At 38.6% G+C, this 20,010-nt stretch carries 20 protein-coding genes, 1 tRNA gene and 1 pseudogene; 19 read left to right on the top strand and 3 right to left on the bottom strand.

Translation table 11 applies throughout. The features are described 5' to 3' along the window. Positions 1-290: 290 nt before the first annotated feature. Both IIC38_14795 and IIC38_14790 read left to right on the top strand, forming a co-directional pair. Positions 291-1,523, top strand: coding sequence for a cysteine desulfurase-like protein (locus IIC38_14795; GenBank protein ID MCH8127201.1), 1,233 nt, complete (start codon positions 291-293; stop codon positions 1,521-1,523). Positions 1,524-1,541: 18 nt separating this feature from the next. Continuing rightward, positions 1,542-2,957, top strand: a complete 1,416-nt coding sequence (locus IIC38_14790) for a sodium:alanine symporter family protein (GenBank protein MCH8127200.1) — start codon at positions 1,542-1,544, stop codon at positions 2,955-2,957. 45 nt (positions 2,958-3,002) lie between these two features. On the opposite strand, the gene IIC38_14785 is transcribed toward IIC38_14790, so the two are convergent. Continuing rightward, positions 3,003-4,262 (bottom strand): Zn-dependent hydrolase, encoded by a 1,260-nt coding sequence (locus IIC38_14785; protein MCH8127199.1) that lies wholly within the window; start codon positions 4,260-4,262, stop codon positions 3,003-3,005. A gap of 248 nt (positions 4,263-4,510) precedes the next feature. Between IIC38_14785 and IIC38_14780 the strand changes: the two genes are divergently transcribed. Genes IIC38_14780 through IIC38_14770 form a run of 3 tightly spaced genes read left to right on the top strand, consistent with a single transcriptional unit; the run spans position 4,511 to position 6,413 of the window. Beyond that, the gene (locus IIC38_14780) at positions 4,511-5,068 is read left to right on the top strand and encodes an RNA polymerase sigma factor (protein MCH8127198.1); all 558 of its coding nucleotides are present in this window, start codon (positions 4,511-4,513) and stop codon (positions 5,066-5,068) included. Beyond that, positions 5,058-5,612 carry a hypothetical protein gene (locus IIC38_14775; protein MCH8127197.1) on the top strand — a complete coding sequence of 185 codons (555 nt, stop codon included), beginning with the start codon at positions 5,058-5,060 and terminating at the stop codon, positions 5,610-5,612. Before IIC38_14780 ends, IIC38_14775 begins: the two co-directional genes overlap by 11 nt. A gap of 12 nt (positions 5,613-5,624) precedes the next feature. Continuing rightward, positions 5,625-6,413 carry a hypothetical protein gene (locus IIC38_14770; GenBank protein ID MCH8127196.1) on the top strand — a complete coding sequence of 263 codons (789 nt, stop codon included), beginning with the start codon at positions 5,625-5,627 and terminating at the stop codon, positions 6,411-6,413. 99 nt (positions 6,414-6,512) lie between these two features. Here the strand turns inward: IIC38_14770 and IIC38_14765 are convergent, their stop codons facing one another. Then, entirely contained in the window at positions 6,513-7,109 is a 597-nt protein-coding gene (locus tag IIC38_14765) for a DJ-1/PfpI family protein (protein MCH8127195.1), read from the bottom strand. A 211-nt stretch (positions 7,110-7,320) separates the two neighbouring features. Here IIC38_14765 and IIC38_14760 point away from each other — a divergent pair, with 211 nt between their 5' ends. Both IIC38_14760 and IIC38_14755 read left to right on the top strand, forming a co-directional pair. Continuing rightward, entirely contained in the window at positions 7,321-8,187 is an 867-nt protein-coding gene (locus IIC38_14760; GenBank protein ID MCH8127194.1) for a DUF2911 domain-containing protein, read from the top strand. 529 nt (positions 8,188-8,716) lie between these two features. Beyond that, positions 8,717-9,439, top strand: a complete 723-nt coding sequence (locus tag IIC38_14755) for an energy transducer TonB (GenBank protein ID MCH8127193.1) — start codon at positions 8,717-8,719, stop codon at positions 9,437-9,439. 206 nt (positions 9,440-9,645) lie between these two features. Here IIC38_14755 and IIC38_14750 read toward each other — a convergent pair whose 3' ends face one another. Further along, a complete protein-coding gene (locus tag IIC38_14750; GenBank protein ID MCH8127192.1) occupies positions 9,646-10,341 on the bottom strand; it encodes a SpoIIE family protein phosphatase in 696 nt (231 codons plus the stop codon). A gap of 246 nt (positions 10,342-10,587) precedes the next feature. Here IIC38_14750 and IIC38_14745 point away from each other — a divergent pair, with 246 nt between their 5' ends. The 12 genes and pseudogenes from IIC38_14745 (at position 10,588) to IIC38_14690 (ending at position 19,374) form a co-directional block, all read left to right on the top strand. Further along, on the top strand, positions 10,588-10,932 hold the full coding sequence (locus IIC38_14745) for a histidine triad nucleotide-binding protein (GenBank protein ID MCH8127191.1): 345 nt from the start codon (positions 10,588-10,590) through the stop codon (positions 10,930-10,932). Between the two features lie 481 nt (positions 10,933-11,413). Beyond that, on the top strand, positions 11,414-12,022 hold the full coding sequence (locus tag IIC38_14740) for a DedA family protein (GenBank protein ID MCH8127190.1): 609 nt from the start codon (positions 11,414-11,416) through the stop codon (positions 12,020-12,022). A gap of 127 nt (positions 12,023-12,149) precedes the next feature. Next, positions 12,150-12,344 carry a 30S ribosomal protein S21 gene (gene rpsU / locus IIC38_14735; protein MCH8127189.1) on the top strand — a complete coding sequence of 65 codons (195 nt, stop codon included), beginning with the start codon at positions 12,150-12,152 and terminating at the stop codon, positions 12,342-12,344. Positions 12,345-12,363: 19 nt separating this feature from the next. Beyond that, positions 12,364-12,807 (top strand): GatB/YqeY domain-containing protein, encoded by a 444-nt coding sequence (locus IIC38_14730; GenBank protein ID MCH8127188.1) that lies wholly within the window; start codon positions 12,364-12,366, stop codon positions 12,805-12,807. Between the two features lie 219 nt (positions 12,808-13,026). Next, a pseudogene (locus IIC38_14725) lies at positions 13,027-13,285 on the top strand (four helix bundle protein). A gap of 178 nt (positions 13,286-13,463) precedes the next feature. Continuing rightward, on the top strand, positions 13,464-14,066 hold the full coding sequence (locus IIC38_14720; GenBank protein MCH8127187.1) for a CvpA family protein: 603 nt from the start codon (positions 13,464-13,466) through the stop codon (positions 14,064-14,066). Beyond that, complete coding sequence (locus tag IIC38_14715; GenBank protein MCH8127186.1) at positions 14,021-15,766, top strand: hypothetical protein; 1,746 nt, start codon at positions 14,021-14,023, stop codon at positions 15,764-15,766. Before IIC38_14720 ends, IIC38_14715 begins: the two co-directional genes overlap by 46 nt. Positions 15,767-15,815: 49 nt before the next feature. Further along, entirely contained in the window at positions 15,816-16,496 is a 681-nt protein-coding gene (locus tag IIC38_14710) for a Smr/MutS family protein (protein MCH8127185.1), read from the top strand. Positions 16,497-16,802: 306 nt separating this feature from the next. Then, positions 16,803-16,934, top strand: coding sequence for a type II toxin-antitoxin system RelE/ParE family toxin (locus IIC38_14705; protein ID MCH8127184.1), 132 nt, complete (start codon positions 16,803-16,805; stop codon positions 16,932-16,934). Next, the gene (locus IIC38_14700) at positions 16,931-17,125 is read left to right on the top strand and encodes a hypothetical protein (GenBank protein MCH8127183.1); all 195 of its coding nucleotides are present in this window, start codon (positions 16,931-16,933) and stop codon (positions 17,123-17,125) included. Before IIC38_14705 ends, IIC38_14700 begins: the two co-directional genes overlap by 4 nt. 200 nt (positions 17,126-17,325) lie before the next feature. Further along, positions 17,326-19,125: a DNA primase gene (locus IIC38_14695; GenBank protein ID MCH8127182.1), complete on the top strand. Its 1,800-nt coding sequence runs from the start codon at positions 17,326-17,328 to the stop codon at positions 19,123-19,125. Positions 19,126-19,300: 175 nt separating this feature from the next. Then, positions 19,301-19,374 (top strand) — tRNA-Ile (locus IIC38_14690). The last annotated feature ends 636 nt before the right edge of the window (positions 19,375-20,010 follow it).

Here is a 20,010-nt window from a genome sequence, read left to right as displayed (position 1 = left end):
AGGATCTTGTTTGAAACTCGTTGTAACTCTAGTATAATCAAGTTATTAAGGGCTGTACCAACAAGATTCTTCGCTGGCGCTCAGAATGACATTTTAATGATATTGCGCATTCTGCGACAGCCTGCGTTTCGGGATCTTGTTAGATTTGATTGAAAAAGATTATTAGCAAGTATAGAATAAAGGGTCAAATAGATCCCCTCTGGATGACAGTACCGACGGATGACTTTACCGACAATTTTGAATTATACAGATAAATTATTAACCTAATATTTCTATAACTTGGTGATTCCATGAGTTTAAATATTGAATGGGTTCGGCAACATTTCCCGGCACTTTCGGGAGATTGGGTATTTTTTGATAATGCTGGCGGATCGCAAATCCTGCAGCCTGTTGTAGATCGAATCAATAAATATTTGTTGACTTCGAATGTCCAGCATGGCGCTTCATACTCCATATCTCAATTGGCGCAAGAACGTCTTGCTGAAGCAAACCGGGCGATGGCTGCTTTTATTAATGCCAAAAATCCGTCTGAAGTAATCATGGGGTCGTCCACCACTATGCTGATCCGGATTCTATCTATATGTTTGGGCAACTGGTTCAAGCCTGGTGATGAAATAATCGTTACGAATTGTGATCACGAAGCCAATATCGGACCCTGGGTAGATCTGGAAAAACAAGGGATAAAAATCAAATTTTGGCAAATTAATCCTGAAAGCCTGGAATTACACCTGGATGATCTGGCACCCTTAATGAATAAGCGAACCCGCCTGGTTGCCATGACCCATGTTTCAAATATTCTCGGCACCATCAATCCTATCAAAAATATCACAGAATTTGTTCATGATCATGGAGCGCTCATCTGTGTCGATGGTGTTGCTTATGCGCCACACCGAAAAATTGATGTGCAGGCGCTCAATGTCGATTTTTATGCCTTCAGTTGCTATAAGGTTTTTGGTCCCCATCATGCGGTGATGTTTGGCAAGCAGGAGCTTCTTCTGGAACTTCCCGGGTTTAACCATTACTTTGTGGATTCCACCAATATCCCTTATAAATTTCAACCGGGAAGTGTAAATTATGAGCTCAGTTATGGCATGTTGGGGTTGATAGATTACTTAGACGAATTGGCTGTGCTGCAGAGCAACCGCCAAATCTTGGATGATTTGAGCAAACGAATTACCTATACATTTGAGCTAATAACCGAATATGAAGAATTCATAGGCGCTCGTCTTCTCGATTATTTAAACTCCACACCCAATGTTCATTTGGTTGGCCACCAAACAGCCGACAGCCAGGTACGGGTACCAACGATTTCATTCACTGTTGATAAAATGAATAGCGCCTCAATACCACCGGAAGTAGACAAACACAATATCGGAATTCGTTATGGTGATTTTCATTCCAAACGTTTCATTAAGGATTTGGGGTTAGCTGAAAATAGCGGCGTCGTGCGTGTGAGTATGGCACATTATAACACTACAGAAGAGGTCGACCGCTTGATTGATGTTTTTGATAAAATATTTTGACCGGAGAAATAGTCAATCATGATTGAAACAATCCTCAAGATTTTAACTGATTTCGATAAAGTCCTTTGGGGACCCTGGACGATGATTTTTATTGCTGCTGTTGCGATTTATCTAACCATGAAGTCACGTTTCTTCCAATTTTTCAAATTCTCATATATCATACGGAACACCTTTGGTATAATGTTTAAAAAACCGGAAGATGAAGCTCAGCAAAAAATGACTCCATTCCAGGCAACGGCGACCTCACTGGCCGGGACGGTTGTTGTTGGTATGGGAAATATGGCCGGGGTTGCAACAGCGCTATCCGTTGGTGGCCCGGGCGCTATTTTTTGGATGTGGGCTCTTGCATTTTTTGGTATGATGACCAAGACCGTAGAGATCACTCTGGCGGTACATTACAGAGAGCTTAACAAAGACGGACGCCCGTATGGCGGTCCGACACACTACATTAATAAGGGCCTAGGTTGGAAGTTTCTTGCTTATACTTTCAGCGCTGGAATGTTGATCAATGCTGTTTTTAGTTCATCTCTTCTACAGGCTCACACTGTAGGCAGAGCTTTTCTTTCCAGTTATCAATTTAATCCTTACATCGTAACGGCTCTGATGGCCATAACAACGGCCTATGTAGTTATCGGCGGGATCAAAAGGATCGGACAATTTTCCGAAAGAATGGTGCCATTCATGTCGGTTATTTATATCCTGGCCGGATTAACCATATTTGTGGTTAATTATACAGAAATTCCCTCTGTCTTTTCTATGATATTCAAATATGCCTTCGCTCCGGCGCCGGCCATCGGTGGAGCCAGTGGTATCGCTGTTGCCGCGGCCATTAAACAAGGAATGGCCCGAGGCATGTTATCCAACGAAGCCGGCTTGGGTACCGCACCCATGGTGCATGCAACAGCCGATACAAGCCATCCTTTTCAGCAGGGAATCTGGGGGGCATTTGAGGTTTTCGTCGATACCATCATCATCTGCACGATCACATCATTTGCCATTTTGTCAACCGGAGCTCTTGCAGGTGGAGAAACAGGTATCGATTTAGTCTTGACTGCTTTTGCATCGGTTTTTCCGGATAGCCTGGCCAGCCTGATTGTTTCAATTGTGATCCTGACTTTTTGCTTATCCACTCAAATTGGTTTCTTTATTTATTATGAAACCTCGATTAATAATCTGTTTGGCAAGAATGCGATCAAGTATTTAAAATGGCTCTATTTTATACCGGGAGTTCTTTTTGCGGGAGTTGCAAATGTCGATCAACTCTGGGTTTTGGCGAATATTTCTGTTGGAGTAATCGCAATTCCAAACCTGGTGGCTATTTTGGTTCTGAGCGGTGTTTTCTTCAAATTGATGAAAGATTATTTATCCGGCAAAAATGAATATGCCACTGCAATCGTTGACAAATCAAAAAACTATATCAAGATGCCAAAATGAAGTTTGATATTGAGCTTAATTGAGGGGAAAGAAGACACACCACCTTTACTTTCCAAGCGCAAGAGCCAATGTCGAATGCAATAACACATTAGCTCCGGCGATTAAATCTTGGGTACCCGTGTCTTCATCAGGACAGTGGCTTCGCCCATCTTTGGAAGGAACAAAAATTAATCCGGTAGGCGCAACAGTTGACATCAAGACTGCATCATGCAGCGCACCTGAAGACAGAGTCATACAAGGATAACCCAGTTTTTTACAAGTTTCATTGACTATGGCTTGCACTGCGTTATCCATTGCAACAGGCTCCTGGTAATCATGTTTTTTTATAGAGAAAGAAATTTCAGGAGTAGCAGTTATCCTTTTCACAAGATCAGTAACCATCTCGTTTATATGTTTCAGTTTTGCCTGTGTAGAGGCTCGAAATTCAACCCATACTGTCGTCTCTTCCGGTATTACATTATATGCTCCAGGTTTCGCAATCACATTTCCACAAGTTAAAACGCAGTTTGGAAATTGCTTTTTGATTATTTGCGGCGCCTGGATAATGAATTCAGCAGCTGCAACGAGAGAGTCCGCACGTAAATGCATGGGTGTGGTTCCGGCATGATCACTGCGGCCAAAGAATTGTATGGCTAAAGATCTCCGTCCAAAAATGGAATCGACCACGCCAATGGGGATGCCGGCATGTTCTAATTGGGGACCTTGTTCAATATGCAATTCAAGAAAACCTGCAATGGACCCTGGTGGTCGCTTGGCAGTCAGCACTGCTTGTGGTGTCAATCCACCTGGCACAATCTTGCGCATTGCAGCCAGATCTTCGGGGAATTGAGCGGCTTGCGCCAGGCAGGCTTCAACTGTCGAAACGGTATGTTTTCCCGCTAAAGCCCGACTACCGAATAAATCACTCCATCGACCTTCTTCGTCAGTGAAAGAAAGGGCTTCAAGATGAACAGGTAATTCAATTTTGTTTCCAGTGATAGTCCGTAACACCTCTAAAGCGGCAAACACTCCCAGACTGCCATCAAGTGACCCACCATTAGGAACACTGTCCAAATGAGATCCGAGAATTATCGTTCGAGCATCAGGATTTGCGCTTTTCAGTTTGGCTGACAGGTTGGCAGCACCATCAAAGGCAACATCAAGAGATGCCGCTTCAGCCTGTCTGCAAAAATAATCACATACCTCTCGGTTGCCAATGGATAACGATGGCCTGTTTAAGCCTCCACCTTCTTCCGGCGGCAATCGCCCAAATTTGGATTGCGTGCTAAGCGTTTCCAGGAACTGCTGTTCATTGATGCTTATCATGAATTGAATGAAACTATTTTTGTGAAGAAAATATAGGTTAAAATTTAAAAATATTTATTATTATATCATATTTTATTTGATTAAAAAATCTACCTTTATGCCTTGCCATTGTTTTCTTGGACTATTGAACCAGAAAAGAAAAATACATAGGCGGATAAACCATTTCCGATAACTTCAACACCTAGCTATTCTGCAAAAATTCAAACTTTGCTTACAATAAAATCCATACTCATCCGTATACAACAGTAATGAAAGAAAAATCACCAGAGTTCGAATATATGCTCATCAAGAAAATCAAGCATGGCGATAAGTCAGCATTTGGCCAATTGCTGCATCTCTACAATTCCCGGGTTTACGGATATTTTTACCGTACTTTCGGCAGACGGGAAATTGTTCAGGATTTATTTCAGGAGACTTTCTTACGTGTCTGGCAATCGTTTCATAAATTTGATGTCAATCGCAGTTTTGCAGCCTGGGTCTTTACAATTGCAGATCGGGTTCGTATCGATGCGTTACGGTCGGGATCGGTTCGAATGGCTGTGGCATCAGTAGAACATTTGGAATACCCAGGTGATGACAATCCGGAGGAGCAATTACAAACCAATGAACTTCGTAACCAAATCGAGGAAGCTGTGAAATTATTACCGGAAAAACAACGCAGGGTTTTTCTTCTGCGGCAACAAGCCGAGCTGCCATACAAAGAAATCGCCGGAATTATGAATGAACCGCTGAATTCGGTTTTAAGCCATATGCATTACGCGGTTAAAAAATTAAGAACAATATTAAAGGTAAATTATGAAGCCTGATAATCAAGACAATGATTTATTCCGAGGCCGCCGAATCCTCCAAATTCTGGAAAGATCCATTCCGGAAAAGGAGGGAACAAAACCAGATCGCAAATCTAAAATATCGACGGAAGAGATGCAGGAAATTTCAATGGTTCTGGAATTATCCGGTCCAAGACAAGGGTTGCGTTTGCCGGATGAATATGTTGAGAAAATTGCAGAAGCAATAACAAAGACTGCAGGTAATCCACCGCTCAGGAAACCGACAGTTGCCAGGCGCCTGGGATTCGGATTATTAGCGGCTGCAGTATTGACTATTGCTCTATTTCAGCTCTACGAACCTAAGCAACCCACAAATCTCGATTGGGAAGCCACAGAATTTCACACCATAAGCTACGAAATTGAATTAGCCTCAGTCTTACTTACAGGAAACGCCTGGTTCGAAGAATCGCAGAGTAATGTAGTATTTTCCCAAAATACTAATAATGCATTGCTCGATGCGAAATTACATCTGTCAAAGCTGGAAAGTTCGTTGTTCGACTCTCTATTCATTCTTAATCAATGAAAGGATTAAAAAATGAGAAGAATAATTATTTTTGTCGTGATCAGTATTTTAACTGTTTGGGTTCCGATGCTTCATGGCCAGGAAGAAAAGAAAAAAGAATCTGAAGAAGCAAAAAAGCAGTTCAAAAAAGAAACGTTTATAAACTATCGAGAAAAGTTCGTTTCGGACTACACCAAAAAGTTGAGCTTATTAAAATTGCAAAAGATGAACTTACAAACCGAAATGCAACAAAATGCAAATTCAGAAGAAGCCTTTCGTCAAAAAGCGATGTTGATGCAACTGCAAGAAAAGCAAATACAATATGAACAAGCCTTAGCAGTGTATGCGGAATTTGGAGAAAAAACAGAACAGGATGGCCTGGAATTTTTACAAGAACATGCACCAGACTACTATGAAGAAGTACTCGCAATGAAATCTGATGATCCTGATGGTTATAAAAGACAGATCGTTTTTGCAATCCAAAAAAAGTGGTCGATTCAAAGAAGAGCAGGATCCGATAAAGAGTATTATAACCTGCTGTTTGATACATATGGACTAGAAGTGCAAGTTAAAAAATTGATCAAGGAATATAAGTCTATACCTGGAAACAAAAGCAATTCCAACATAAAAAAGGAATTGAGAACCAATCTCGCACAACTTTTTGATTTCCGTGAAAAAGAACGTAAACGGGAGGTTGTCAAGCTGGAGGAGAAGTTATCGGCGCTTCACGAGAATCTCCGACTGCGTAAAAAGAACAAAGATTTGATCGTGGATAACAGGCTGAAACAGCTGATCGGAGAGGCCAGTACTTTGGAGTGGTAAATTGGATGATATCTTCGTTTTAGAAATTTGGACCCCGGAAAACTTCATAGAACCGGGGTCTTTTTTTATCAGTATGGACAAATAGCCATTTTGAACTAATTATGAATTCGGCATCCAAGGATATTCGATATATTGCGCAGTTTCCAAAGCTTGCTCTTCTCCCAATAGTTTGGAAATAACGTAAAATGACATATCAATTCCTGCTGCTACACCGGCCGACAATATAATCCTGCCATTATCTACAATGCGTTCTCCCCTCTTTACTCTAGTATTCGGAGCGATTTCCTCCAACAACTCGAACGCGCCATGATGCGTAGTGGCTGACAATCCTTCAAGGAGCCCGGCTTTTGCTAACAGAAGGGCGCCAGTACAAACCGAAAGGATCAACTCTGCCTTTTCATTACATTTTTTTATCCATTCAACCAGGTTTTGATTATTCATTTCACGCCGGGCACCAAATCCGCCCGGTATAACCAGAATGTCTGGTTGTAGACAATCTGTTATCGAATATTTTGGATTGACGCTCAATTGATTTCTGGCCAAAACCGGACCTGATTTTTCAGCAACGGTATAAACGTTGAATGGATTGGATTGGTCGCGCCTGCCACAAACCGAAAAGACCTCAAAAGGCCCACAAAAATCGAGAACTTCAACTTCATCATAAATTAGAATCGCTACTTTTTTAGGAATATCCATCTCTTCCTCTTATATTTGTCCAAAATCTTTTTTCATTAAAAACACAACAAACTTGATAGCTGAAATTAAGCATTTAAATTATTATAATGCAATTGGTAATGTTTATTTGTTTTTTTTGAGAAAGTTTCATAATCTAATTAAACCCTATATGTGTAGTCCGGATTCAATTAAAAACTAACTATTCATTTATTTATTAATTTTGGAGGTGTCTATGAAAAGACCGATGTTCATTCTTGCTATGAGTTTGTTGATCGGGACTTTACTGGAAAGCACGGTAATGGCCCAATTAAGAACACCCATTTTAAGCCCCAGGCAGACAATAACACAGGTTGTTGGAATAGCTGATGTGACAATCGACTATTCTCGTCCCAGTATTCGTGGGAGGAAGATAATGGGTGGGTTAGTGCCTTTTAATGAAGTGTGGCGGACGGGAGCTAATGCATCTACTAAAATATCGTTTTCTGAAGATGTCATGCTGAATGGCAATAAAGTTGCAGCTGGTGAATATGCAATTTTTACAATCCCGACTGAAAAGGAATGGACGATCATCCTTAGTGATAATTTGACAGGCGGTGCAAGTTATCCTGGTGAAGCCAATGATGTTACTCGTTTTGTTATAAGTTCTAAAACCACCTCTGAAACAGCTGAATCATTTACTATAAGTATTACCGATCTCAAATCAAATTCTGCTAATGTATGTATGGCCTGGGAAAACACTGTTGTAGAATTCAAAATGGAATTTGACATTGATACCAAGATTATGGCTGATATTGATGAAGCAATGGAAGATATGCAATCGAGGAATGCCCAATTATATCAACAAGCAGCAGGCTACTACTTCAATAATGGTAAAGATCTAAACAAATCTCTAGAATGGATCAATAAGGCAATAGAATTAAATGGCGGTCCGTTTTTTGTCTTACGAACAAAATCTCAAATTCAGGCTGATTTAAAAGATTACAAAGGTGCAATAAAAACGGCAGAATTATCCATGAAAAAAGCCAAAGAAGTAGAAAATGAGCAATTCGTCAAATTCAATGAAGAAGCCATAGCGGAATGGAAAAAGATGATGGAATAACTCTTAATCAAAAGTTTTGTAAAATAAAAAAGCTGACAAGCATTCAACTTGTCAGCTTTTTTTTGTTTGAAATGAGGTTCGAATAAAAGGCTGCAATGATTCTAATTGTATTACTGAGTGCAAGGGCAAACAAACGTTAAGGAGATATTAGATCCTTTACTTTGGATATTGCTGAAGGACCAATGTGAATCTTTTCGTATTTGAATAATTCTTCGTATTTCGTCTTTTAAATCAGTTACAGAATTGAATTTGTTGATTGAGATTTTGTCTTCTTTTATCTTCTTCATTTTTCTATTACTTTCTGAAAATTCTTTGTTGTTTAATAGATAAGACGCCTTGATCTTCAGAAAGGTTACTAATTTTTTTCCGATTGTAGTTTTTTTTTAACTGGCTTCTTTTTGGGCTTGAACTTAGCCAACCAAAGTTCCATTCTTTTTCCATTCTATAAAACAAAATTGAATATATAATCGTAACTAAGTCCATAAATAAAGCACATTATGATTTAATGAAAAACTAAGAAGGTGACAAAATGAGCGGACTTAAAACTTTTCCGAGAAAACGGTTTTTAGTAAAAAAATTTATTTCTCCAATGACCTCATTAAAAACTCCGGTAATAGAAATAAACAGAACTTATCGTAAATCCTTAAAATTCACTTTTATGATCAGCCTCCTGGTTTTTGTGGTCCTTTTTCAAGCTATTCCAAAAAAAATGCAATTGGGCTCCGGAGTGCCGGATGCCGAACAAATCGACTTAATTGCTGAAGATATTACACCCCGAACGCAGCAGTTAAGCCGTGTACAACCACCGCCGCGTCCGGCAATGCCAATTCCCATTGATGATGATGAAATTCCCGAAGATCTTACCATTGCAGAAACTGAACTTGTTTTTGATGAATTACCACCGGCTCCTCCCCCTCCCAGTGAATCAACAGAAGATGGTTATCGTTTCATTCCGTTCGATAGTCCACCAGAACCGATTGGTGGTCTGGCTAGTTTACAAAAATATATTCAATATCCTGAAATTGCACGCCAGGCAGGTGTAGAAAGCCGGGTTGTTGTTGGTATACTTGTCGATGAAAAAGGGAATTGCGTTAAAACAATCATTTTGAAATCTTCGGAAACGAAGGTTGGCTTCGAAGATGCGGCTCAATATGCGGTGAGTAAGCTAAAATGGATCCCGGCAAAACAGAGAGATGTACCCGTTCAGGTGTGGACTTCCATAGTGGTTCGATTTAAATTGACGAAAACTTAATGAGACTTATAGTTTATCGATCAATTTGTACTTTCAGAGTCCATCAGGGTTGAAATTATTCAGTTAATTAAATCACTGATTTCATCAATTCTATTTAATTTTTATGATTAAGATTGTAAGATCATCATATAAACGACGAGAAAAATCAGTGATTTTAACTTTCAATCCTTCCAAGAAATCAGATGCTGAATCACGAGAATGAGATTTTATATATTCAACCAATCGATCTGCACCGAACTCTTCTTTTGCCTGATTTCTAGCTTCCACCAAGCCATATGTATATAGTAAAAATAAATCACCAGAATTAACCGAGTGGCTGTTTTCTCTATTTCATCATTTTCAGGACCAAGTATTCTTAGTGATGCCTGCAGATTTGACATTAACATGCTGGCAGGCAGCCCCTTGCCCAAAACATCCGCAATAACCAAACCCTGCATATTATTTTGGAAACAAAAAAAATCATAATAGTCCTCACCAATAATTCCGGCCGGCTCAGAATGGGCTGCAATTTCAATTCCCTGGATAACCGGTACGGTTGATGGCAACAAATTCCGATGTACTTTAGCTGCTAATTCAGGGTCATTTTCGAGGTCGCGTTTTTGAGATTCCGTATAATGATCAAGGCAAATATCTTCGGTAAAATTGAACACTAATCGCTCGGTTTCAACCTCGCCAGTACAGAGTTTGCATTGTCCGAAATTACTTTTGTCAATTTGAACAATTGCACTATTGATGTCTGATATTTTTTGTAATTTTTTTGGAGAAATCGGGAATTTTGTGTTAATCCTATCTTTGCCAAAAAGTTGAGCCAAATGATTTGAATCTTTATCAAGCCATTCAAGAATATTTTGACGTTGGTCTTTTAAAGTGCGCCTAAATTTTTCTAGTGTTTTTCTATTCATATGTCCTCACAAAAATTATAAAGAAAACTTACTAAAATTGAGCTTTCTTCTGTGAAAAATCAATTACGATTAATGAGAGGGAAAGTTTAGTTAAATTGCCTCATGTTTACAATTAATAACCCAAAGAATAGTAACTCTACTTGGGATTGTAATACCCTGCATTTCACCTTGATTTTATCTCTAAAAGTTATAGATTTCGGTGTGAACCACAATTCTGTAATTGGAATAATTTTTTCAGGAGAAATCATGGAAGATTGTATTTTCTGTAAAATCATCGCTGGGGAAATTCCAGGAAACATCATTCACCGGGACGATGAAGTAATCGCATTTCACGATGTCAACCCAGTCGCACCAGTCCATGTTTTAATCATTCCTCGAAAGCATATGTCTTCAATCAATGAAGCTGTTGAAGATGATCGCCAGGTTTTGGGTGAACTTATGCTCAGAGCAAAAGTAATTGCCGGGGAGTTAAATATTAGTGAAAGCGGTTATCGGTTAGTCATCAACACGGGTAAAAGTGTAGGACAAACAGTATTTCACATTCATTTACATTTATTAGGAGGGCGACCGATGAGTTGGCCACCGGGGTAAATCTTTCAAGGGGATAAGGGCAGCGATTACAGCTTTTTCATCGACAATTTCTTGTCGATAGTTTAACGATCAAAATCCTAAAACGAAAATCTAAACCTGTTTCTGTGAGCCGGCCCCTGACCACAGGCTCAAGGGTTCAGGAATTCGAAACAAAATTTAAATTCCAAATTCAACCGATTGAAATTATCCAACGAAGTGAAAATATTTCAAAAATAATTTGGATTGGTTTTTACTTGTCAGAATTGGTTATTTGTGATTTGTTTAGAAATTCGAGGTGATTAATTAGGATTTGTTTTCCCTTTACCTGAGCCAGCCACATTTCGCAATTCCATTTGTACGAAGGTGTAGTTTACTTTATTCACTAAAACCTTAGACAAATACAATATTTTTTCAATCAATCCATTTAAGTTTTGTGATTTACAAAATCGAAATATATCCGATACTATCCTAAGTGGAGTAATGGTTTCATGTGAAATAAGGGATGCTGAGGAAGTTGGAAGAATTCATATTAGAATATGCCTATGTGTTATTATTTCTTGGGGTAATCATCGAAGGAGAAACTCCTCTGGTCATTGCAAGTGTAATGGCAAATCAAAATTATTTGAGCCTCACACCTGTAATCCTCATCGGATTCTTTTCTGCATTACTCGGAGATCAATTGTGTTTCTTGCTTGCAAGAACCAAGGGTAAATATTGGTTGCAAAAATCGACCTTCCTTTCGAAGCGAATGGAAAAAATTATCCGCATGATTCAAAACAATGATGTTTATGTGATTCTAATCATGCGATTTCTATATGGATTAAGAATTCTTGTCCCATTCTTCTTAGGACTTACAAATATTGGCTGGAAAAGATACTTCATTTTTAATTTGATAGGCGTAACAATTTGGATAATTGTATTTGCAACTGTTGGACATACATTAGCGAAAGGAACGGATCTTTTGTTTGAAGGTCAAGTCAATTTTGAGCTTATTCTTTTTGTTTCTCTATTTTCCATCTTGATTGTCTTTTTATTTTTAAAGGCCTTTAACTGGGTTTGGAATAAAATTCATAGAACAGTATCTTCTAATACCTCAAATTCTAAGGATTAGAGAACGAAACAGGATTTAAATAAATATCCGGTTATTTCATTTAATAAACTCTTGATTTCATAATAATAATCCGTTATCTTAAGTGTCCGATAAAAAATAAGACCCTGAAAGGAGGTTGAAAAATTTAATGCCAGCAGTAGTAGTTCGTGATGGAGAAAATTTCGAGAGAGCATTCAGAAGATTTAAAAAGGCTTGTGAAAAATCCGGGTTAATGTCTGACATTAAGAAACATCAGCATTTTGAAAAACCCAGCGACCGGCGTAAGAGAAAACTGAATGCTGCAATTCGTCGTCAACGAAAAATTTTGTTGTATGGTGAATAATATATTGGGGTAGAAAAAAATGTCCTTACCGGACCGTATTAACCAGGATATGATAAGCGCTCTTAAAGCTGGGGATAAAGCTAAGGTTGGGGTTTTAAGAATGTTAAAATCTCAATTCAAATATAAAGAGATTGAGACAGGAGATTCCCTTAGTGAAGAAAATGCTATTCAGGTATTAAACTCTTACTTAAAAAAGCTTCGGGAATCAATGGAGCTATACAAAAAAGGCGGTAGGGATGATCTTTTTAAAAAAGATGCCAAAGAAGTAGAAATCATTAAGGAATATTTACCGGAACCACTTTCCGACTCCGAACTTGCAGAAGCAGTCAACCAGGCCATTTCACAAGTGAACGCCACAACTGTTAAGGATATTGGACTCGTTATGAAATCAGTGATGGATAAATACCGTGGACGCGTGGATGGTAAAGAGGTTCAAATGCTTGTTAGAGAAAAATTATCTTAGGGATGGTTCATGATCTTCATCCAATAAGGTTCTAAATTTGTCTAAATCAGACAATAAAAACAATTTTAAGTGAATGAGGCAAATCGCCAACTTCACTTTTTTTATTTGTAATTGATTATAAATTGAAATACAAATTAATAGCAATGTTGTTTTATAAAAAGATTGGTAGCTGTTCAGCTATTGGCAATTGTCCCGACGCTTCGGGATTGGTAAAATTTAGTGAGAAATTTTAAGACTCTGAATATTTGGCAAGAAGGTATTGGCAGAATGGCTTCCGATTGAAGAGAAATACGGGTTAAGAAGTCAAATCTGTCGTTCGGCTGTATCTATACCATCAAATATTGCCGAGGGTTGTAGCCGAAACAGTCAAATAGATTTCAAACGGTTTTTAGAAATTGCTTTAGGTTCATCATTTGAATTGGAAACTCAATTAGTCATCATTGAAGAACTATCTTTAATCCCAACAAAAGATGGTTAAGTGATTATGGATCAGTTAAATAGTGAACAAAAAATGAGTAACAATCTCATCAGTAAACTAAAGGCCAACAGCAAATAGCTAATGGCTGAATAGTGGCAGAGATTCGTAAAAGCGACGAACCTAATTTTATATGAGAAACTTCAAGTTTCTTGAAAGTTACAATGATTGAATATACCAAATGAACTTAGTCGACTTAATCATCATCATTATATTACTAATTTTTATTGTGAGGGGATTTAGTCGTGGATTCTTACGAGGAATAGCAGGACTTATTGGCCTTAGTGTAGCTTTAATTTTGGCTGTTCAATTCATGGATGATTTATCGAGAATTCTTCTACGCTTTTTTGCACTCTCCCCGCAAACTGCAGTTCTATTGACTGCAGTGATTATTTTCTTTGTGGTGTTTTTGGGATTTATCTTGGCTGCGAAGCTCATACGCTCAGTTTTAAGCATGGTAGCCCTGGGCTGGGTCGATCGAATAGCCGGCGGTATTCTTGGTCTGTTAAAAGGATCGATAATTGTAAGTATTATCGTCCTAATGATCTCTTTGTTTCCTTTTCGCGGCCAGTTCCGAACTGAACTTAATGACTCTTTATTGTTTAAACCGGCGAAACAAATAGCGCCTGCCGTATTCGATCTATTAACAAAATCATTACCCATTGCTGGAGATTTTTACGAAGAATTAAGACAAAGTTTTACCAACATTTCGGGTGACATCAATATTGATGCGCTGAAATGGTTGGAAACTTTGAGAAAACAATCTCCGGACCCAAACCAGTAATAGCAACAACCATTCTAATGGCTCCTGATTTTAATTATCTAAGCACATCTCTGGAATTCGACGTTATTCTTGAAAAAGTCGCATCATATGCTACTTCTAATTTGGGGCAAGAACGTGTTTTAGTCATTGAACCGAACAATGATGAACAAGTCATTCACAAGAAATTAAACCTGGTTCAAGAAATGATGGGGCTGATCAAATTCGATGATCCTTTTCCAATCGACGGGTTGAAGGATATACGTAAAGAATTAGAACAAGCTACGCTGGCAGGCAGTTCGCTTTCAATCGAACAATTAGTTGCTGTCGGACAAACATTGGAAGTTTCACACAAAATTAACCGTTACTTCAATTCTCGCAAGGAGAAATATTCCAAATTATATGAATTTTTTTCTGCAATTGCTTCTTTGCCGAACGTAATAAAACCAATTAAGGATAGTTTTGATTGGGAACTAAAAGAAATTAAGGATAATGCTTCTCCGGAACTTAACCGGCTGCGAAAAACGATTCGAAGAGAGCAAGAAAAAGTTCGGGGAAAATTATCTAATATAATAGCAAAGAATAAAGATTACCTTCGTGAATCCTTAATCACCTTGAGAGAAGGCAGGTTGGTTATTCCGTTACGAGACGATTGCAAAGGCAGAATCAAAGGATTTATCCATGACCGGTCTGCTTCCGGCGCCACTTTGTTCATCGAGCCTACAGCAATTTTTGACATGAATAACCAAATTCGTGAGCTTCAAATAGATGAAAGACGTGAGGTTGAAAGACTTCTGCTACAAATGACAAACATGCTGAGAGAACAACTGCCGGTTATTCAAGATAGTTTAGCTGCACTGTCGGAACTTGATGCTTTCTATGCTATTTCAAGGTTTGGCGTTACCTGGAATGCGGTTGTCCCTAAAATAAATGCAAATGAGTTAAAGATTTTTGATGGGTATCACCCCATACTTCTTATTAAACATGGCAAAAAAGAGAAAGTAGTACCTCTAAATTTGGAGTTGGATTCAAACAAAAAAATATTGGTTATTACCGGACCCAATGCAGGTGGGAAAACGGTCGCCTTAAAAACCATTGGATTGTCATCCATGATGTTCCAAAGCGGTATTCCCGTTTTTGTTGATGGCAAATCCGAATTCCCTGTGTTCGACCATATTTTTGTAGATATTGGCGATTCCCAATCCATAGAACAAGATTTGTCTACATTTTCCGCCCATGTGGAACGATTGACGGATATCATTAATCATTCATCCTCCCGCTCCCTGGTTTTAATTGATGAGATAGGCTCTGGGACAGACCCGGCTGAGGGATCGGCTCTGGCGATGGCATTCCTCGAACTGATGAAGGAAGTTGGTGTAACGATCATTGTAACGACTCACCAGGGCGCCTTGAAATCGTTCGCTTTTGAAATGGAGGGTGTGGAAAATGGTTCAATGGCATTTGACGACAAAACCCTAACTCCGACCTACCAGTTTCAGATGGGGATTCCGGGAAGCAGTTATGCATTCGAAATTGCATCGCGATTTGGCATCCCCGAAACCACAATTCGCAGAGCACGAGATTTAGTTGGCAAAGAACATGGCAAGCTGGAGAAATTCATTCTGGATCTGGAACATAAATTGAATCATTACCACAAAGTGTTGTCTGAAAATGAATTGAAAAGAACTGAACTTGAGGGATTGATTAAACTTTGCGGCGATTAATATTGAATCAATTGCCCAAGAAAAAGAAACAAAAGTTAAAAACAGAATTATGATTGAAAGATTGGATAGAAGATTTTCAGATTTAAAAAAGTTTTTAGCTGAAGTTTTTAGTCCCTTGGTGAGAGCATCAAGAAGCAACTTCAGTAATTTTTATCAAAATATAGCAAAATTAGAAAAAGAAAGCATAAAAAAAGCTCGTTCGAGTATTACTGATATCAAAAAAGAAATCGATGAGCAGTTATTGAAAATTGCCGATTCCGATAGCAAAATCATAGAGCTGCCCCAAAAAGGTGACGAAGCCGAATGGCTTGAGATGAAAGTCAAAGGTTGTGTCCTATCGGAAATTGATGCCAAAGGACTGGTCTTATTTGAAGCCGGAGATATCAAACTCCGTTTGCCGCAAAAATCTCTTAAAAAAATCACCAGGAAAAAGGACAATCGTAAGAAAAAATTGTATGTTCCATCGACAGAATTTGTTGAGAGCCTTAGAACGGAAGTAGACCTGCGCGGTATGACAATGGACGAAGCACAACCGGTTTTGGAAAAATACCTGGACCAGGCATACCTGGTGGGTTTGGAACAGGCTAGGATCATTCATGGCAAAGGAACCGGCGCTTTAAGAAAAAAGGTAACAGCCTATCTCAAAATGCACTCTAAAATTAATCATCATCATGCTGGCGCATGGAACGAAGGTGATGTGGGTGTGACCATTGTTCATTTTAAGAAATAGGATTGAGAATCACAAACGAAAATAATTATATTGTTAAGGAAGGATAATTTATTAAAATTTTCATTATATTTTTGGATGCTTCCTAACACCATACAAAACTGTTGTAAAACTATTAACAATTCCTACTTTATTGTGTTATGGGTAAAAGAGCTCCATGGAAGGAAAAGAGCGAGAATCTTTGAAACAATCAATTATTTCATAGAACTTAAAAATCAAAATTTACCAATAAAAGAAAGTTTATCAAAGTATTTGAAAAATGGCATTTTTGAACTTAGAACTTCATTGGCAAAATAAGATTGCAAGAATATTGTTTTCTATAAAATAGAAACTAAGATTGTAATAACTCATGGGTTTATTAAGAAAAGCCAAAAAACTCCTCGAAAAGAGATTGAAAAAGCCAAGGATTTGAAAAACCAATATAAAACGGGTATAAAATGACTAATTTTGATAAATTATTTAATGAGCAAAAGAAAGATCCGGAATTTGTTAAGGCATATCACGAAGCAGGCATTGAAAGGCTTTTAAACGATTTTTTAGATAATTTGAAAGAAAGAATTTCAAAAGGTGAGCCTAAAGAAGTTTTATTAATATCAATAAATTCAATGCAAAGGCAAATTGGTTTGCTATAAAATTAATTGGCAGGATTCTAACAAATTAATGTAAAACTCAAAGTAACATTACATTTAAGATTCCACTAACTTGACACTGTTCAAGGGGAATTATTCTAAATTAATGAGTTCTTACTAAACTCCACAATTTGATACAATACGATTAATTTTGAATTAATAATCTACTATAAAATAAAGCTCAAAAGAACAATTACTAAAACTTGCGTATTCCAGCCAACATCATCGAAGACATCCGAAATTCCGCCGACATCACTGAAATCGTATCCGGTTATGTCAGCTTAAAGAAGAGGGGTCTAAATCACTTTGGTATCTGTCCTTTTCACACAGAAAAAACGCCATCCTTTTCGATAAACCAGCAAAAACAGATCTTCCACTGTTTCGGATGCGGCGAAGGCGGCAACGCCATTTCGTTCATTATGAAGATTGAAAATATCTCCTTTTCTGATTCCGTGCGATTCCTGGCTCAAAAAATGAATATCGAAATTCCCGAAAGCAGCGAAGACGAGTCCAGCAAAAAAGAAATGCTGGCATTATACGATTTGACTAAATTCACGGCAAAATATTACCAGGATCAACTTTGGAGTGAGACCGGCAAAGATGCCAAAAATTATTTGTTAGATCGGAGTTTCGACGAAGCGGTTTTGCAGCAATTTGAAGTCGGCTATGCGCCTGAAGGCTGGGACAACTTGATTAAAGCAGCTTTGAAATTCGAGTTCACCAACGACCAGCTCAAAACGGTTGGCTTAATCGTTCCGAACAATCGCGGCGGCTACTATGATCGCTTCCGGGATAGAATCATGTTCCCTATCCACAATTTATCCGGATTGGTTGTTGGCTTCGGTGGACGAATATTTAAAGATGTACCGGATGCGCCAAAGTATATCAATTCACCGGAAACTGCAATTTACCGGAAAAGCAAAATTCTATTTGGCCTGTTCCAAAGTCGGGAAGCGATCAGGAAAGATGAAAATGCAATTTTAGTAGAGGGCTATGCAGATGTGCTGGGCCTTGTCCAGGCGGGGGTCAAAAACGTGGTGGCGACATCAGGAACGGCTTTGACACAGGAGCAAGCTCAATTGCTTTTACGGCATACACCAAATGTAAATATCCTTTATGATGGCGATTTAGCCGGCGCTAATGCCGCCTTGCGTGGTATAGATATTTTAATGCACCAGGGATTACATGTTAAAGTTGCAGAGTTACCGGAAGGTACAGATCCGGATAGTTTTGTTAAGACCCAAGGTGCCGATTCACTCAGGAATAAAATAAACCATGCAAAAGAGCTAATTGATTTCAAGATTTATGCGTTTACTTCCATTAAACCAACCAATACACCGCAAAGAAAAGCGGAACTGGTTTACGTACTGGCCGAAAGTATAGCTGAGATTAGAGATGAAGTGGCCAAAAATTTATACATTCAAGATGTTGCCAAACGATTGGGAGTTAACGAAACCATCATCTTTAAAGCCGTTGCCAAGAAAAGACGCCAGGTCCGCAAATTGGAAAGCGACGAACCCCAACCCAAAGAAATCATCAGTGGCCGAATGCATGCCGAACGGGATTTGCTTGAGATCCTTCTTCGTTATCCCCACATTATTCCATCTGTTTATCAAAGCTTGGAAGTGACTGAAATTCGAGATCAACAAAACCAGGTTATTTTGGAACAGATTTATGAACAATTTGTGAAGACTGGTAAAGTCAACCAGCAGCATGTCCTTGACTTTGTGGAATCGTCCGGTATGCAGAATTTCATCGTGAATGTAATGATGAAAGAGGCAGACGATGAACCCAATGAAACCTTGAAGCAGTGGACATCGGATTGTATACGGCTGATTAAAATTGGCAATTTACAGCAAAAAATTCAAACGGCGCGCGAAGCAATTCGGCTGCATCTCGGCGATGGCAAGGAACTTCGCGAACTGAATGAACAATACCATCATCTAAAACAGATCGAAATGGAGTTAAAACGCAAAGAATTTATTGTTACGGAAAATGAATGATAATCTCCAACATTAACCCCCAAAAAACCATTGCAAATCCATGCGAAATGTCATATTATTGAGGGTTCAAATTTTTCAATGGACAATGGACAATTTAACATCCAATCTGTCATTCCCGCATGCTTACCCATTAAAAACGTATGGGCGCAAGTTCAGCGGGAATCATAATTTTCATGGGCCCTTAGCTCAGTTGGTTAGAGCAGCTGACTCATAATCAGCGGGTCACAGGTTCGAGTCCTGTAGGGCCCACTTTAAAAAACAATAACTTAGGCCTGATTTATTCAGGCTTTTGTTTTTGGAATAAAAAAATGTTACCAAAACGTTACCACTTTTTCGTAAAAACCTTTTGATAATTGAATATTTATTACTGTGAAAGCATTTAGAGATAGAGCCACGATCCCATATCACTTTTCATTGTGCACGGCATTATGCGACAGCAAATTAACGGACTTTTCGGGTAAATCGCAAGACCATATTTGAGGCTAGAACTCTCAATTCATCCTTCCCTTTTCACACTTTGGCAATAGAGTGAACTTTTCCCTTGACTTTTTCATAGCAAGTCTTTATAATGTTGTCACATTCACAGATCCAGGATTTCCTGCTCCTTTTCTGATCTTTCTTAGGCTGTGGACATATAGTTTATGTCATAGCTCCTACTTTGAGCAAGGACGCTCGCTTAAGGTTTGGAACCTATCTCATGTAAGGATGCATATATTTGGAGGTAGGTTTATTTTGTTTATAGGAGACCGCTAATGATTCGTATTAATGTCAATAGCAGAAGATAAATTATTCTTTGTGCAATTTGCAAGGATTCATCCTAAATATAAAACCCCCTACGTATCTATTGCATTCCAAGTCGTGCTTTTAATGGCACTCGTGTATATA

The organism is candidate division KSB1 bacterium (assembly GCA_022566355.1).
Lineage (GTDB): Bacteria > Zhuqueibacterota > JdFR-76 > JdFR-76 > DREG01 > JADFJB01.
Note: the sequence above shows the minus strand (reverse complement) of the source record. Positions and strands in the feature narration are given on the sequence as shown.

Coding starts and splice junctions, on each gene's coding strand:
- IIC38_14795 (MCH8127201.1), top strand. CDS start 291: ATGAGTTTAAATATTGAATGGGTTCGGCAACATTTCCCGGCACTTTCG.
- IIC38_14790 (MCH8127200.1), top strand. CDS start 1,542: ATGATTGAAACAATCCTCAAGATTTTAACTGATTTCGATAAAGTCCTT.
- IIC38_14785 (MCH8127199.1), bottom strand. CDS start 4,262: ATGATAAGCATCAATGAACAGCAGTTCCTGGAAACGCTTAGCACGCAA.
- IIC38_14780 (MCH8127198.1), top strand. CDS start 4,511: ATGAAAGAAAAATCACCAGAGTTCGAATATATGCTCATCAAGAAAATC.
- IIC38_14775 (MCH8127197.1), top strand. CDS start 5,058: ATGAAGCCTGATAATCAAGACAATGATTTATTCCGAGGCCGCCGAATC.
- IIC38_14770 (MCH8127196.1), top strand. CDS start 5,625: ATGAGAAGAATAATTATTTTTGTCGTGATCAGTATTTTAACTGTTTGG.
- IIC38_14765 (MCH8127195.1), bottom strand. CDS start 7,109: ATGGATATTCCTAAAAAAGTAGCGATTCTAATTTATGATGAAGTTGAA.
- IIC38_14760 (MCH8127194.1), top strand. CDS start 7,321: ATGAAAAGACCGATGTTCATTCTTGCTATGAGTTTGTTGATCGGGACT.
- IIC38_14755 (MCH8127193.1), top strand. CDS start 8,717: ATGAGCGGACTTAAAACTTTTCCGAGAAAACGGTTTTTAGTAAAAAAA.
- IIC38_14750 (MCH8127192.1), bottom strand. CDS start 10,341: ATGAATAGAAAAACACTAGAAAAATTTAGGCGCACTTTAAAAGACCAA.
- IIC38_14745 (MCH8127191.1), top strand. CDS start 10,588: ATGGAAGATTGTATTTTCTGTAAAATCATCGCTGGGGAAATTCCAGGA.
- IIC38_14740 (MCH8127190.1), top strand. CDS start 11,414: ATGCTGAGGAAGTTGGAAGAATTCATATTAGAATATGCCTATGTGTTA.
- rpsU (MCH8127189.1), top strand. CDS start 12,150: ATGCCAGCAGTAGTAGTTCGTGATGGAGAAAATTTCGAGAGAGCATTC.
- IIC38_14730 (MCH8127188.1), top strand. CDS start 12,364: ATGTCCTTACCGGACCGTATTAACCAGGATATGATAAGCGCTCTTAAA.
- IIC38_14720 (MCH8127187.1), top strand. CDS start 13,464: ATGAACTTAGTCGACTTAATCATCATCATTATATTACTAATTTTTATT.
- IIC38_14715 (MCH8127186.1), top strand. CDS start 14,021: ATGGTTGGAAACTTTGAGAAAACAATCTCCGGACCCAAACCAGTAATA.
- IIC38_14710 (MCH8127185.1), top strand. CDS start 15,816: ATGATTGAAAGATTGGATAGAAGATTTTCAGATTTAAAAAAGTTTTTA.
- IIC38_14700 (MCH8127183.1), top strand. CDS start 16,931: ATGACTAATTTTGATAAATTATTTAATGAGCAAAAGAAAGATCCGGAA.